Genomic DNA, 14,909 nt, shown 5'->3' on the forward strand with positions numbered 1-14,909 from the left:
CGACGGCCGACCGAACGTGACCGCCGGCCGCCGACGACCCGCAGCGGGCCGACGACCCGTGCCCGGTCGCCTCGTCCGGCCCCAGCGGATCCCGAGCGGCGCCGCCTAGCCTGACCGCATGTCCGTGCGCCTCGACCCACCCGCAGCAGCGACCCGCGAGGGCATGTCGACCCGCGCCTCCTCGGGCTGGGCCGCGGTCGCCGGCGTCGTCTCGGCGGCGGCGTTCCTCGCCTCGGCCGAGCTCGCCGCCGTCGTGACCGGCCCCGGCGGCAGCCCGCTCTACGCGGTGGGCTCCGCGGTGATCGACCTCGCACCTCCCGTGGCCAAGGACACGATGGTCGCCCTCTTCGGCACCGGCGACAAGATCGCGCTCTTCACCCTGATGGGCGTGCTGCTGGCCGTCATCACGGCGGGTGCGGGTCTCGCCGAGCTCCGTCGGCCCCCGGCCGGCAAGGTCGTCTTCGGCCTCGGGGGAGTGCTCGCGATGATCGCCGTGCTCACCCGTGCCGACTCGTCGAGCATCGACGGGGTGCCCACGGCCGTCGGCACGCTGGTCGCCCTGCTGCTGCTCACGGCGCTCGTCCGGAGGCTCTCCCGCTGGCAGGCGACCACCCGCACCGGCTGGTCCGAGGCCTCGGTGCCCGCGCCGCCCCTCCGCGGCCCCGGCCTGGAGCGTCGCAGCTTCGTGCTGCTCGCGGGCGCCGCCGGTGCGGCCTCGGTGCTGCTCGGCACCGGTGCCCGTGCCTGGAACGCGACGCGGGCGAACGTGACGCAGCTGCGCGCGGCCCTGCGCCTGCCCGCCGCGGCGACCGCCGAGGAGGCGGTGCCCGCGGGCGCCTCGCTCGACGTCGACGGCCTCACGTCGTACATCACGCCGAACGACGAGTTCTACCGGATCGACACCGCCCTGCGGGTGCCCGGCATCGACCCGGGGGACTGGTCGCTGCGCATCCACGGCCTGGTCGACGAGGAGGTGGTGCTCACGTTCGACGACGTGCTCGCGCTGCCGCTCGTCGAGCACACGGCCACGCTCAGCTGCGTCTCGAACGAGGTCGGCGGCACGCTGATCGGCACGGCGCTCTGGCTCGGCTACCCGCTCCGCGACCTGCTCGCTCGGGCCCGGCCGCAGGCCGGCGCCGACATGGTGCTCTCGCGCAGCATCGACGGCTTCACCGCGGGCACGCCGCTCGAGGTGCTGCAGGACGACGACACGGAGGCGCTGCTCGCGATCGGCATGAACGGCCAGCCCCTGCCCCAGGAGCACGGGTTCCCCGCTCGCCTCGTCGTGCCCGGCCTCTTCGGCTACGTCTCGGCGACGAAGTGGGTGACCGAGCTCGAGGTGACGCGCTTCGCCGACGCCGAGGGCTACTGGACCCCTCGCGGCTGGGACGCCCTCGGCCCGGTCAAGCTCGAGTCGCGCATCGACGTGCCCGCCGCCGGGACGACCGTCGACGCCGGCACGGTCGCTGTCGCCGGAGTGGCCTGGCACCCGCACACCGGCGTCTCGCGCGTCGAGGTGCAGGTCGACGGAGGCACGTGGGACGAGGCCGAGCTGGCGGAGTCGATCTCGCCCGACACCTGGGTGCAGTGGGTCTACCGGTGGTCGGCGTCGTCCGGCGGGCACACGCTGCGCGTGCGGGCGACGAGCGCCGACGGGACCGTGCAGTCGGAGACCGAGCTGCCGCCCGCGCCCAACGGCGCCGAGGGCTGGGACGAGCACGCGGTGTCGGTGCGCTGAGCGCGGCAGCCTGTCAGTTCGTCAGCCCGTCACCCCCGACAGGCCGGCTCGGCGAACGAGCTCAGCCCACGACGCCAAGCGAGAACGGCAGCACGGCCGACGCCCCCGCTCGGCGCAGCTCGCGCCCGGCGGTCGTCATCGTCCAGCGGCTGTCGACGAGGTCGTCGACGAGCAGCACGGGCCCGGAGACCTGCGCCAGCGCGGCCGCCAGCTCGGGGCCGACCTCGACCGCCTGCCAGACGTCGGCGAGGCGGTAGACGCTGTTGCCGCCTCCTCCGCTGCCCCGACCGGCCGATGGTCGCGTCGGGGTGAGCGAGCCGAGCAGGGGGAGGCGCCCCACGCTGCTGATCGCCTCGGCGAGCGAGCCGACGAGCTGCGGCCGCGACGACGACGGCATCGCGACGACGCCGACCGGACGCTCGGCCCACGGCCACTCCTTGAGCACGCGGACCACCCCGTCGAGCAGCGCCTTGGTGAGCGGTGCATCCTCGGCACCGGCCGCGAAGACCTGGCGCAGCGTCGTGCCCCAGCCGAGGTCGGTGAGGCGGGCCAGCGCGCGGCCGGTCTCGATTCGCTCGCCCTCGGCGATCTTGCCCTTGGCGGGAACTCCAGCCCGGTCGGCGCCCGTCGGCCACTGGGCCCGGGGCTCGATCTCGACGCCGACCCGGTCGAGGGAGGTCGAGGCCGACGCGGCGGCCTCGCCGCCGATCTCGCTCGGGTACCAGGCACCGGCACAGATGTCGCACCGGCCGCAGGGTGCCGCGGCCGGGTCGTCGAGGTCGAGCTGGAGCATCTGCATGCGGCAGGTCGTCGCGCGCTCGTAGGAGATCATCGACTGCTGCTCCGCGACCCGTGCCTCGCCGATGCGCCCGTAGCGCTCGGCGTCGTAGACCCAGGGCCGACCCGTGCTGACCCAGCCGCCCTGCACCCGCGACACCGCGCCGTCGACGTCGAGCACCTTGAGCATCAGCTCGAGCGGCGAGCGCTTGACGTCGACCCGGGCCTCGAGGGCCGGCGTCGACAGCGGCGTGTCGCCGAGCTCGGCGAGGACAGCTGACGCGCGGGCCTCGGACGGCATCGAGGCGGTCGCGAAGTACTGCCAGATCTCGGCGTCCTCCGTGCCCGGCAGCAGCAGCACGTCGGCGTTGTCGGTCGCGCGCCCCGCGCGGCCGATCTGCTGGTAGTAGGCGACGGGCGACGACGGCGCCCCGAGGTGCACCACGAAGCCGAGGTCGGGCTTGTCGAATCCCATGCCGAGGGCGCTGGTGGCGACGAGCGCCTTGAGCTCGTTGCGCTTGAGCTGGCCCTCGAGCGCCTCCCTCTCTTCGTTGTCGGTGCGGCCCGAGTACGAGCGCACCGCGTGGCCGGCCTCACGGAGCAGGCGGGCCGTGTCGTCGGCCGCCGAGACGGTGAGCGTGTAGATGATGCCGCTGCCCGGCAGGTCGTCGAGGTGGCTGAGCAGCCAGCCGAGCCGGTCACGCGAGGTGGGCAGCGTCAGCACGCCGAGCCGCAGGGAGGCGCGGGCCAGCGAGCCGCGGATCGTCAGCACCTGGTCGTCCGGCCCCGCCGTCAGCTGCTCCTCCACGTCGGCGACGACCCGCTCGTTCGCGGTCGCCGTCGTGGCCAGCACGGGCACCGTCGTCGGCAGGGTGCGGATGAGGTCGGCGAGCCGCCGGTAGTCGGGCCGGAAGTCGTGGCCCCAGTCGCTGATGCAGTGCGCCTCGTCGACGACGAGCATTCCGAGGCGGGCCACCAGCACCGGCAGCTGCTCGTCGCGGAACCGCGGGTTGTTGAGCCGCTCGGGCGAGACGAGCAGCACGTCGACCTCGTCGGCCGCGAGGGCCTGCTGCACGTCGGACCACTCGTGCGCGTTCGCCGAGTTGACCGCGACCGCCCGCACGCCGGCGCGGCTCGCCGCGGCCACCTGGTCGCGCATCAGGGCGAGGAGCGGCGACACCAGCAGCGTCGGCCCGCCGCCCCGGCGGCGGAGCAGCAGGGTCGCGATGAAGTAGACGGCCGACTTGCCCCAGCCGGTGCGCTGCACGACGAGGGCGCGACGACGGTCGGCGACGAGCGCCCGGATCGCCTCGAGCTGGCCGTCGTGGAACACGGCGTCGTCACGGCCCGTCAGGGCCCGCAGCAGCTCGAGGGCCTCGGCGTCGATGTCGGTCGCCCCGTCACTGTGAGTCGCTGCGGGACGGTCGGTCGCGGTGCTGGCCGGGCTGCTGCTCGTCGTCATCCGGCCATGCTGTCACGGGCCACCGTCAGCGAGGCCCGGTGCCGCCTCCCGCGCCCGCGGCCTGCAACAGCGCCCACAGCTCGGCCCGCCCGGCGAACCCGTCGAGCGGCAGCCCCAGCAGGGACTCGACCTTGGCCACCCGCGCGCGGAGGCTGTGGCGGTGCAGGCCGAGTCGGCGGGCGGCCGGGTCCCACGCGCAGTTGTGCTCGAGCCACGTCCGGCAGCAGGCGAGCAGCTCGTCGCCGTCGGGCAGGGCGACCACGGGGGCGAGGCCGGACGACGCGAGCTCGGCGGCCCCCTCCGACCAGAGCGCGGCCACGAGGCCGCCGGCCGCGAGGCTCGCCCAGGTGACCACCGCCTCCTCGGCGGACGACGTCGCGACGGCGAGGGCGCGCTCGGCCTGTGCCGCGGCACCGGCGAGGTGGTCGAGGTCGGTGACGTCCGAGACGCCGATCCGCAGGCCGTGGGCGGCGGCGAGCGCGGGCAGGTCGACGGCGCTCTCGGCGGCGAGCACGGCGATCCTCCCGTCGACGAGCGCGACGAAGACGTCGGGCCGACCGGCGGCGAGCCGCTCGACGGCCTCGGTCGCGCGGTCGGGCGAGTCGCGAGGAGGCGCGGCGAGGGCCACGACGACCGGTCCCGCGGCGATGCCCACCCCGACCGACCGTGTGATGGACCGTGCCACCTCGACCTGCCCTGCCACCAGCAGCGACCACACCTGCCGCCACAGCTCGCGCTGCCCGCGCAGCCGGGCGACGTCGCGCTCGAGGGTGACCTCGGCGAGGGCGACGACGCTGGTGAGGACGGCCCGGGCCGCCGTGTCGAGCTCGGCGGGGGTGCGGACGGCGAGGACGCCGCGGAGGCCGTCCCGCCGGCCGAGGGTCTGCAGCGACACGACGGCGCCGGGGACGGTCACGGTGCTGCCGGCCCGGGCCCCGCGGCGCAGGAGCCGCGCGACCTCGGCCTCGACCTGCCGCTGGTCGCCCTGCCCCTGGTCGACCTGCCGCTGGTCGACCCGTCCCTCGTCGGCCGCGGCGTCCGACCCGTGAAGCACGACCGACCCGCCGAGCTGCTCGCCGAGCACCCGCAGCACGGCGTCGAGCCCGCCGTCGCCGATGGCCGCCACCGAGACCGCGCGCTGGGCCCGCAGCGTCCAGCGGTCGCGGTCGCGCGCCTCCTCGGCCAGCTGGTCGGCCGCCCAGCGGGCGACGGCGATGAAGGGGGTGCGCCAGGGGACCTCGACGACGGGCGCCCCGAGGGCGGAGGCGGCGAGCACGAGCTCGACGGGCGTGTCGGGCCGGTGCACGCCGGCGCCGAACCCGAGGGCGACCACGCCGGCGCCGACGACCCGGCCGACCCAGGCGTCGTAGTCGTCCTGCGTCGCGTCGGCGCCGAACTGGCTGCCCGTCGTCAGCAGCATGGTCGAGGCGGCGACGAAGGGCGACGGGTCGACGAGGTCGGAGCTGTGCACCCACGAGAGCGGCTCGTCGGTGCGCGTGGTCGGGTCGAGGAGGCGCAGGCCGAGGGGAGCCTGGCGGACGAGGGCTCGGACGGTGGGGCGCACGCGCTGAACCTAGCACCGGCCTGCCGATCTGGCAGAAGATCGCGCCGAGCACGACGAACTGTCGGTCGAGGAGGTGTGCCCCGGCTCCCTAGAGTCGCCGCAACGTCGAAGGAGCGCCTGCATGTCGAGCACCACAGTCACCACCCCGCGCGGAGGCCCCGGCCTCGAGCAGCGCCGCCGTCTCGTCACCGAGGTGCCCGGTCCGCGCAGCCGCGAGCTGATGGAGCGCAAGCGCGGCGCGGTCGCCGCGGGCGTCGGCGTCTCGCTGCCCGTCTTCACCGAGGCGGCCGGCGGGGGCGTGCTCGTCGACGTCGACGGCAACACCCTGATCGACCTCGGCTCGGGCATCGCGGTGACCGGCGTCGGCAACTCGGCCCCCGGCGTCGTGGAGGCGGTCGTCGAGCAGGTGCAGCGCTTCACGCACTCCTGCTTCATGATCACGGCCTACGACGGCTACGTCGAGGTCTGCGAAGCGCTCAACCGGCTCACGCCCGGCGACCACGACAAGCGCTCGGCGCTCTTCAACACCGGCGCGGAGGCGGTCGAGAACGCCGTCAAGATCGCCCGCTCGTACACGCGCAAGTCCGCCGTCGTGGCCTTCGACCACGCCTACCACGGCCGCACGAACCTGACGATGGCGCTCACCGCCAAGTCGATGCCCTACAAGAGCGGCTTCGGGCCCTTCGCCCCCGAGATCTACCGCGCCCCGCTGTCGTACCCGTACCGGGACGCGGGGCTCGACGGGCCGCAGGCCGCGGCGCGTGCGATCTCGCAGATCGAGAAGCAGGTCGGCGCCGCGAACCTCGCCGCCGTCGTCATCGAGCCGATCCAGGGCGAGGGCGGCTTCATCGTGCCGGCGCCCGGCTTCCTCCCCGCGATCGTCGCCTGGTGCCGCGAGAACGACGTCGTCTTCATCGCCGACGAGGTGCAGACCGGCTTCGCCCGGACCGGCCGCATGTTCGCCAGCGAGCACGAGGGCATCGTGCCCGACCTGGTCGTCACGGCGAAGGGCATCGCGGGCGGGCTGCCGCTCTCGGCCGTCACCGGCCGGGCCGAGATCATGGACGCGCCGCACGTCGGCGGCCTCGGCGGCACCTACGGCGGCAACCCGATCGCGTGCGCCGCGGCCCTCGCGGCCATCGAGTCGTTCGAGCACGACGGCCTGCTCGAGCGCGCGGCCGCCATCGGCGACCTGCTGCTCGGCCGCCTGCACGAGCTGCAGCAGGGCGACCCGCGCATCGGCGACGTCCGGGGCCGCGGCGCGATGATCGCGATCGAGCTCGTCGACCCGCTCACCGGCGAGCCCGACGCCGCGCTCACCGGCCGGATCGCCGCCGCCTGCCACGCCGAGGGCGTCATCGTCCTCACCTGCGGCACCTTCGGCAACGTGATCCGGTTCCTGCCGCCGCTCGCCATCGACGACGCGCTGCTGCACGACGGCCTCGACGTCGTCGCCGCCGCGCTCGGGTCGGCCTGATGACCCCCGTGTCGACGGTCGCACGGACGACGCGGCCCGACGCCGCAGCGCTGCCCGGGTTCCCCCCTCACGTGGTGGCGCTCGTGCGCGAGGGCGCCGCCGCGCCGGCCCTCGACGGCGTCCCGACCTTCCCCGTGCACGACCCGGCGACCGGCGAGGTCCTCGCGCTCGTCGCCGACCAGGGCCCCGCGGACGCGATCCGTGCCCTCGACCGGGCGGTGGCCGCCGCAGACGAGTGGGCCGCCACGCCGCCGCGCGTCCGCGGAGAGACCCTGCGCCGGGCCTTCGACCTCCTCGTCGAGCGCCGCGAGTCGTTCGCGCTGCTCATGTCGCTCGAGATGGGCAAGCCCCTGGCCGAGGCGCGCGGCGAGGTCGCCTACGGCGGCGAGTTCCTCCGCTGGTTCTCCGAGGAGGCGGTGCGCGTCCAGGGCCGGTACGGTCCCGTCCCCGAGGGCACCGGCACCATGATCGTCACGCACCGACCCGTCGGGCCGAGCTACCTCGTCACCCCGTGGAACTTCCCGCTCGCCATGGCCACCCGCAAGATCGCTCCTGCCCTCGCGGCCGGCTGCACGGTCGTCGTCAAGCCCGCCGAGCTGACGCCGCTCACGACGATCGCGTTCGCGGGGCTGCTGCGCGAGGCCGGCGTCCCCGACGGCGTCGTGACCGTGCTGACCACGACGGACGCGGCCGGGGTGACCGGGCCCCTGCTCGCGGACCAGCGCCTCCGGAAGCTCTCGTTCACCGGCTCGACCGCGGTCGGCCGGGTGCTGATCGCGCAGGCGGCCGAGAACGTGCTCCGTACGTCGATGGAGCTCGGCGGGAACGCCCCGTTCGTCGTGATGGCCGACGCCGACCTCGACGCCGCCGTCGACGGGGCGATGCTGGCGAAGTTCCGCAACGGCGGCCAGGCCTGCACGGCGGCGAACCGCCTGCTGGTGCACGAACGGGTCGCCGACGAGTTCACGCGCCGCCTCGCCGAGCGCGTCGAGGCGATGGTGGTCGGGCCCGGCACGGCCGACGGGACGACCCTCGGCCCGCTGATCGACGACCGCGCCGTCGCGACCTGCGAGCGGCTCGTGGCCGACGCCGTGGCCCGGGGCGCCCGCGTCGTCACGGGCGGCTCGGCGCCGGACGGCCCCGGCTCGTTCTTCGCCCCGACCGTGCTCGCCGACGTGCCCCGCGACGCCGACCTGATGCACCAGGAGATCTTCGGCCCGGTCGCCGCCGTCACGACGTTCCGCGACGAGGACGACGCCGTCCGGCTCGCCAACGACACTCCCTACGGCCTCGTCGCCTACCTCTTCACGACCGACCTGGCCTGTGGACGACGCATGCTCGGACGGCTCCGCACCGGCATGCTGGGCGTCAACACCGGCCTGGTCTCGAACGCCGCGGCCCCGTTCGGCGGGGTCGGGCACTCGGGACTCGGGCGCGAGGGCGGCAGCGAGGGCATCCACGAGTACCTCGACACGACCTACGCGCTCCAGCCGGACGGCTGAGCCCGAGCCGACCAGCACCGCCCGACCCGACCCGCACGGCCCCGAGCACCACGGCACCAGCACCGAGCACCACCGAGAGGACACCATGGCGACCCTGCAGAACTTCGTCGACGGCCGGTACGTCGACGCCCACGGCACCGCGACGATCGACGTGGTCTCGCCGATCACGGAGCAGGTCGTCGCGGTCTCGCCCGTGAGCGACGCGGCCGACGTCGACGCGGCGGTGCAGGCCGCGGCCCGGGCGTTCCCCGGCTGGAGCCGCAGCACGCCGTCGGTGCGCCAGGCCGCGCTGCTCGCGCTCGCCGACGCCCTCGACGCGCACAGCGACGAGCTCGTCGAGGCGCAGCACCGGGACACGGGGCAGCCGAAGGCGATCATCGCTGCCGAGGAGGTCGCCGTCGGCGCCGACCAGGTGCGGTTCTTCGCCGGGGCGGCCCGCCGGCTCGACGGCATCGCCTCGGGGGAGTACCTCGACGGGCTCACCTCGTCGGTGCGCCGCGAGCCCATCGGCGTCGTCGCCCAGGTGACGCCGTGGAACTACCCCCTGATGATGGCGATCTGGAAGATCGCCCCTGCGCTCGCCGCGGGCAACACGATCGTGCTGAAGCCGAGCGACACGACGCCGGAGTCGACCCTCGTGCTCGCATCCCTGACGAAGGGCATCCTGCCCGACGGCGTCTTCAACGTCGTCCTCGGCGACGCGAGCACGGGCCAGGCCCTCGTCGAGCACCCCGTGCCCGGGCTGGTCGCCATCACGGGCTCGGTCCGCGCCGGCGTGGCCGTCGCGACCTCCGCTGCCGACCGCGTGGCCCGGGTGCACCTCGAGCTCGGCGGCAAGGCGCCCGCCGTCGTGTTCCCCGACGTCGACGTCGACGTGGTCGCCCCCCAGATCGCGGAGGCGGCCTTCTTCAACGCCGGCCAGGACTGCACCGCGGTGACCCGCGTCATCGTGCACGAGTCGGTCCACGACGACCTGGTCGCCGCGCTGGTGCGCGCCGCGGAGGCGACGACGACCGGTCCCGACGCCGGGGAGGGCGCCTCCTACGGGCCCCTCAACAACGCGCGGCACTTCGCCGCGGTCCAGGCCGTCGTCGACTCGCTGCCCGCGCACGCGACCGTGGCGACGGGCGGGCACCGCGTCGGCGGGACGGGCTTCCACTTCGCGCCGACGATCGTCACGGGCGTGCGGCAGGACGACGACGTCGTGCAGGCCGAGGTGTTCGGCCCGGTCCTCACCGTGCAGTCGTTCGGCACGGCCGACGAGGCGCTCGAGCTGGCCAACGGCGTGCCCTACGCCCTGGCCTCGAGCGTCTGGACCGACAGCCACACCACGGCCGAGCGCTTCGCCCGCGACCTCGACTTCGGCTGCGTCTGGATCAACACGCACATCCCGCTCGCCGCCGAGATGCCGCACGGCGGCTTCAAGCGCTCCGGCTACGGCAAGGACCTCAGCGCCTACGGCCTCGAGGACTACACCCGGGTCAAGCACGTGATGAGCGCGCACGCCTCGCCGCGCGCCTCGTCCTGACCGGACCGTCCTGACCGTCTCGGCCGGGACCGCCCCGGCCGAGCCCGACCCCCACACTCACCCGGCACCACCCGGTGCCCGCACCAGCGACGGAGACCACCCCATGACCGACACCACCTTCTGCGACGTCGTCGTCATCGGCGCGGGGGCCAGCGGCCTGACCGCGGCCGCCGACCTGCGCGCGGCGGGCCTCGACGTGGTCGTGCTCGAGGCACGTGACCGCGTCGGCGGCCGGCTGCGCACCGAGACGATCGACGGGGCGATGCTCGAGCTCGGCGGCCAGTGGGTGTCGCCCGACCAGACGGCCCTGATCGCCACGCTCGGCGAGCTCGGCCTCGAGACGTACTCCCGGTGGCGCGAGGGCGAGAGCGTCTACGTCTCCGCCGACGGCACGGCGTCGCGCTTCACGGGCGACATCTTCCCTGCCTCCGAGCACACGCAGGCCGAGATCGAGCGGCTCATCGTCGTGATGGACGAGCTCGTCGCCGAGACCGACGTCGCGGCCCCCTGGGAGCATCCGCGCGCCGCCGAGCTCGACCACGTCTCGTTCTCGGCCTGGCTCGAGCAGCAGAGCGACGACGCGGAGGCGCGGGCCAACATCGCGCTCTTCATCGCCGACGCGATGCTCACGAAGCCCGCCCACTCGTTCTCGCTGCTCCAGGCGCTGCAGATGGCGTCGAGCGCCGGCAGCTTCAGCAACCTCGTCGACGCCGACTTCATCCTCGACAAGCGCGTCGTGGGCGGTCTGCAGCGGGTGCCGCTGACGCTCGCGGAGCAGCTCGGCGACGCCGTGCGCCTCGGCCAGCCGGTCGAGACGCTCGAGTGGTCGGCCGACGGGGTCGTCGCGTCGACGCCCGAGCTTCGCGTCGCGGCCCGCTGGGCCGTCGTCGCCGTGCCGCCCAACCTCTACTCGCGCATCGAGTACCTGCCCGCTCTGCCCGCCCTGCGCCAGCAGTGGCACCAGCACGTCTCGCTCGGCCTCGTGATCAAGGTGCACGCCGTCTACGAGACGCCGTTCTGGCGCGACGCCGGTCTCTCGGGCACGGCGTTCAGCCCGTACCAGGTGGTGCACGAGGCGTACGACAACTCGAACCACGACGACCCGCGGGGCACCCTTGTCGGCTTCGTGAGCGACGAGAAGGCCGACCGCCTCCTCGCCCTGCCGGCCGACGAGCGACGCGCGGCGATCCTCGCGTCGCTGGCCTCGTACTACGGCGAGCAGGCGACCGAGCCGGTCGTCTACTTCGAGAGCGACTGGGCGAGCGACGAGTGGACGGGCGGCGCGTACGCGACGAGCTTCGACCTCGGCGGCCTCTCGCGCTGGGGCCACGACCAGCGGGTGCCCGTCGGGCCGATCCGCTTCTCGTCGAGCGACATCGCGGCGGAGGGGTTCCAGCACGTCGACGGCGCGATCCGCGTCGGGCACGACGTGGCGGCCGAGATCCTCGCGGAGCGCGACGCACACGCCGACGCATCCGCGCAGGCCGCGTCCGCAGGCCAGCCCGAGAGCGCCGACGCCGGAGCGGCCGTCTCGTGAGGAGCGTGGTCGTCGGGTACCTGGACACCCCCGCGGGGCACGACGCCCTGGCCCTCGGCACGGCCCTCGCGCACACGCTCGGCGTGCGCCTCGACCTCGTGATGGTCCTGCACGACCAGGGCCGCGCCTCCCTCGTCCCGACCGCGCCCAGCTACGAGCGGCACCTCGACGACCTCGCCGAGGGCTGGCTGCAGGAGGCGGCGGCCGAGGTCCCGGCCGGCGTCACGTCCACGACGCACCTCGTCCGGGCCGAGACCTTCGCCGAGGGCCTGGTCGCGGCCGCCGCCGACCTCGAGGCCGACGCGATCGTGATCGGCGCCGGCAAGGAGGGGACCCTCGGCCGGCTGCACCTCGGCAGCGTCGGGGGAGTCCTCGTGCACTCCGCGCCCGTACCCGTGGCGATCGCCCCCGCCGGGTTCGCCGAGCGGGGCGTCCGCAGCTTCGGCAGCGTGACGGCCGCCGTCGGCACCCGGGCCGGCGCCCGCGCGGTCGTCGACACCGCGGTGGCCACGGCCGCCGCGGCGCGCGTCCCGCTGCGGCTCGTCTCGCTCGTGCCGCTCGACTCCGTCGGGGACGGCGAGCGCCGCGACCGCGACGACCGCGAGCGCGCCCTGCACGACGAGGCACGCGAGCACGCGGAGCGGATGCGCGACATCGCGCTCGACGGCGTCCCCGCCGACCTCGACGTCACGGTCGAGATCGCCCCGGGCCCGAGGATCGCCGACGCGATCGACGCCCTCACCTGGCGGGACGACGAACTCGCCCTCGTCGGCTCGAGTCGTCTGGCCCAGCCTCGTCGGCTGTTCCTCGGGAGCGTCGCCGCGAAGATCGTGCGCGGCGTCCCCGTCCCCCTCGTGGTGGTTCCTCGTGACCACGATGCCCGCACGACCTGGACCGGCGTCGCCCCGGGCGGCGCCCACCCCGAAGGGACCACCCCGTGAGCATCCTCAAGAAGTCCGGTGTCGCCGCCGACCAGACCCTGTCGTCGAAGGGCCTGAGCGCCGGCAGCGTCGGCCTGATCGGCGCCGTCGTCATCGGCATCTCGTGCATCGCGCCCGCCTACACGCTGACCGGTGCCCTCGGCCCGACCATCGCGCAGGTCGGCACGCACCTGCCCGCGATCTTCCTGGTCGGGTTCATCCCGATGCTCCTCGTCGCGTTCGGCTACCGCGAGCTGAACAGCGCGATGCCCGACAGCGGCACCTCGTTCACCTGGGGCGTCCGCGCCTTCGGCCCGTGGGTCGGCTGGATGGCCGGCTGGGGGCTGGTGGTCGCGACCATCGTGGTGCTGAGCAACCTCGCGGGGATCGCGGTGGACTTCTTCTACCTGCTGCTCGGACAGGTCTTCTCGGATCCGTCGATCGCCGACCTGGCGGCGAACCCGCTGATCAACGTCGTCACCTGTCTGGCCTTCATGGCCGGGGCGACCGTCATCTCGTACCGCGACATGCAGACCACCCAGAAGGTGCAGTACTGGCTCGTCGGGTTCCAGCTGCTCGTGCTGGTCGGCTTCGCGATCGTCGCCTTCGTCCGGGTCGGCGGCGGCTCGGCGTTCGACGCCACGGCCATCTCGCTCGACTGGTTCAACCCGTTGACGGTGCCGACCTTCTCGGCCTTCGCCGCGGGGCTGTCGCTGTCGATCTTCATCTTCTGGGGCTGGGACGTCACGCTGACGATGTCCGAAGAGACGAGCGGCTCGCGGACGACCCCCGGCCGCGCCGCCACCCTCACCGTCGTCATCATCGTGCTCGTCTACCTGCTCGTCTCGCTCGCCTCGATGACCTTCGCGGGCCTCGGCGACGAGGGGGTCGGGCTCGGCAACCCCGACATCCAGGGCAACGCGTTCTCGGCGCTCGCCGGGCCCGTGCTCGGGCCGCTCGCCGTCTTGATGTCGCTGGCGGTGCTGAGCAGCTCCGCCGCCTCCCTCCAGTCGACCTTCGTGTCGCCGGCCCGCACGCTCCTCGCCATGGGGCACTACGGCGCGCTGTCGCCGAAGTTCGCCCGCGTCTCGCCGCGGTTCTTCACCCCCGGGTACGCGACCCTCGCCTCCGCCGTCGTCGCGAGCGTCTTCTACGCGGTGATGCGCTTCATCAGCGAGGACGTCCTCTGGGACACGATCACGACCCTCGGCATGATGATCTGCTTCTACTACGGGCTCACGGCGTTCGCCTGCGTCTGGTACTTCCGGCACCAGTGGCGCACCGGGGCCCGCAACCTGTTCTTCCAGATCGTCGCTCCCGGCGTCGGCGGGCTCATCCTCGCCGTGCTCTTCGTCACCACGCTGGTCGACAGCATGGACCCGGACTACGGCAGCGGCTCGCAGATCGGCGGGGTCGGGCTGGTGTTCCTGCTCGGCGTCACCATCCTGGTGGGCGGCGTCGTGGTGATGCTGGTCAACGCCCGGCTGCGCCCCGCGTTCTTCCGCGGCGAGGGGCTCCGGGCCGGCGTCGCCGGCGACGAGCGCGAGGGGCAGGCCGCTCTGCCCGAGTGACCCCCCCCCAGGTCGACGGCGGGTCACCTGGGTCGACGGCGGGTCCTTCACGACCCGCCCTCGACCGCATCGACCCGCCCTGGGGGTAGGTCAGACCGAAGGAGGCGCGGGCTCGGCCCCGTCGTCCGTCGCGGCAGGCAGGATCACGAGGTCGAGGTAGTCGCGCAGCAGCCGCGGCACGTCGACCTCGCTCGGGGCGAGCAGCCACTGCAGCTGCACGCCGTCCCACAGCCCGACGAGCCCGGCGGCCGCCCGGTCGGGGTCCACGCCCTCGCGCAGCCGGCCGACCTCGGCCAGGGCACGGAAGTCCGCGGCGTAGTCCCGTCGCAGGCCGGCGAGCCGCTCCGTGACGTAGCCGCGGCCGGGGTTGCCCTCGGTCACCGCCTCGCCCGACAGGACCGTGTAGAGGCCGATGAGCCCGGGCACGCCCTCGTTGTACCGAGCCTGGCGCTCGACGTCGCCCGCGAGCTGGACGCCGTCCCCCCGAACGAACTCGCCGCTCGACATCTGGTCGCGTCGGCGGAGCACCTCGAGCAGCAGGTCGCTCTTCGACGGGAAGTAGTGCAGCAGGCTCGTCTGGCTCATGCCCACCACGTCCGCGACGCGCTGCAGCGAGCCGCCCTGGTACCCGTGGGCGGTGAACACCTCGAACGCCGCCTCGACGATGGCGGACCGCCGCTCGGCGGACTTCGCGTACGGGCCGCGTCGGCCGCCGCGGGCGCCGCGGCCACGGGTCGTCACGGGAGCGCCTTCGGTCATGACCGGGAGCCTACGACGACCCGCGGCTCCTCGGTGCGCATCCGCGTCCCAAATTCGAGCGACCACTCGAAAAG

General features: G+C 74.3%; 10 protein-coding genes. 7 read left to right on the plus strand and 3 right to left on the minus strand.

Features of this window, described 5'->3' with window-relative positions; genetic code table 11:
* The first annotated feature begins 118 nt into the window (after nt 1-118).
* The gene (locus IFT90_RS06435) at nt 119-1,738 is read left to right on the plus strand and encodes a molybdopterin-dependent oxidoreductase (RefSeq protein ID WP_244644833.1); all 1,620 of its coding nucleotides are present in this window, start codon (nt 119-121) and stop codon (nt 1,736-1,738) included.
* Nucleotides 1,739-1,799: 61 nt separating this feature from the next.
* Here the strand turns inward: IFT90_RS06435 and IFT90_RS06440 are convergent, their stop codons facing one another.
* Together IFT90_RS06440 and IFT90_RS06445 are read right to left on the minus strand one after the other, a co-directional pair.
* The gene (locus tag IFT90_RS06440) at nt 1,800-3,977 is read right to left on the minus strand and encodes an ATP-dependent DNA helicase RecQ (protein ID WP_192041526.1); all 2,178 of its coding nucleotides are present in this window, start codon (nt 3,975-3,977) and stop codon (nt 1,800-1,802) included.
* Nucleotides 3,978-4,002: 25 nt separating this feature from the next.
* Nucleotides 4,003-5,541: a PucR family transcriptional regulator gene (locus IFT90_RS06445; protein WP_192041527.1), complete on the minus strand. Its 1,539-nt coding sequence runs from the start codon at nt 5,539-5,541 to the stop codon at nt 4,003-4,005.
* Nucleotides 5,542-5,662: 121 nt separating this feature from the next.
* Between IFT90_RS06445 and gabT the strand changes: the two genes are divergently transcribed.
* From gabT to IFT90_RS06475, 6 genes are all read left to right on the plus strand, one after another.
* On the plus strand, nt 5,663-7,018 hold the full coding sequence (gene gabT, locus IFT90_RS06450; protein WP_192041528.1) for a 4-aminobutyrate--2-oxoglutarate transaminase: 1,356 nt from the start codon (nt 5,663-5,665) through the stop codon (nt 7,016-7,018).
* Entirely contained in the window at nt 7,018-8,520 is a 1,503-nt protein-coding gene (locus IFT90_RS06455) for an NAD-dependent succinate-semialdehyde dehydrogenase (RefSeq protein ID WP_192041529.1), read from the plus strand. The genes gabT and IFT90_RS06455 overlap by 1 nt, the downstream gene beginning before the upstream one ends.
* Before the next feature lie 85 nt (nt 8,521-8,605).
* Nucleotides 8,606-10,048 carry an aminobutyraldehyde dehydrogenase gene (locus IFT90_RS06460; protein WP_192041530.1) on the plus strand — a complete coding sequence of 481 codons (1,443 nt, stop codon included), beginning with the start codon at nt 8,606-8,608 and terminating at the stop codon, nt 10,046-10,048.
* A gap of 103 nt (nt 10,049-10,151) precedes the next feature.
* Entirely contained in the window at nt 10,152-11,585 is a 1,434-nt protein-coding gene (locus IFT90_RS06465) for an NAD(P)/FAD-dependent oxidoreductase (RefSeq protein WP_192041531.1), read from the plus strand.
* Between the two features lie 5 nt (nt 11,586-11,590).
* Entirely contained in the window at nt 11,591-12,526 is a 936-nt protein-coding gene (locus IFT90_RS06470) for a universal stress protein (RefSeq protein ID WP_207106317.1), read from the plus strand.
* The gene (locus IFT90_RS06475; RefSeq protein ID WP_192041533.1) at nt 12,523-14,076 is read left to right on the plus strand and encodes an amino acid permease; all 1,554 of its coding nucleotides are present in this window, start codon (nt 12,523-12,525) and stop codon (nt 14,074-14,076) included. Before IFT90_RS06470 ends, IFT90_RS06475 begins: the two co-directional genes overlap by 4 nt.
* Nucleotides 14,077-14,166: 90 nt before the next feature.
* On the opposite strand, the gene IFT90_RS06480 is transcribed toward IFT90_RS06475, so the two are convergent.
* Entirely contained in the window at nt 14,167-14,835 is a 669-nt protein-coding gene (locus tag IFT90_RS06480; RefSeq protein WP_197980374.1) for a TetR/AcrR family transcriptional regulator, read from the minus strand.
* Between the last annotated feature and the right edge of the window lie 74 nt (nt 14,836-14,909).

The organism is Frigoribacterium sp. CFBP 8766 (genome assembly GCF_014841435.1).
Lineage (GTDB): Bacteria > Actinomycetota > Actinomycetes > Actinomycetales > Microbacteriaceae > Frigoribacterium.

Bases quoted from the DNA above. Each gene is read 5' to 3' on its own strand.
- IFT90_RS06435 (WP_244644833.1), top strand. From the start codon at position 119: ATGTCCGTGCGCCTCGACCCACCCGCAGCAGCGACCCGCGAGGGCATG.
- IFT90_RS06440 (WP_192041526.1), bottom strand. From the start codon at position 3,977: ATGACGACGAGCAGCAGCCCGGCCAGCACCGCGACCGACCGTCCCGCA.
- gabT (WP_192041528.1), top strand. From the start codon at position 5,663: ATGTCGAGCACCACAGTCACCACCCCGCGCGGAGGCCCCGGCCTCGAG.
- IFT90_RS06455 (WP_192041529.1), top strand. From the start codon at position 7,018: ATGACCCCCGTGTCGACGGTCGCACGGACGACGCGGCCCGACGCCGCA.
- IFT90_RS06460 (WP_192041530.1), top strand. From the start codon at position 8,606: ATGGCGACCCTGCAGAACTTCGTCGACGGCCGGTACGTCGACGCCCAC.
- IFT90_RS06465 (WP_192041531.1), top strand. From the start codon at position 10,152: ATGACCGACACCACCTTCTGCGACGTCGTCGTCATCGGCGCGGGGGCC.
- IFT90_RS06480 (WP_197980374.1), bottom strand. From the start codon at position 14,835: ATGACCGAAGGCGCTCCCGTGACGACCCGTGGCCGCGGCGCCCGCGGC.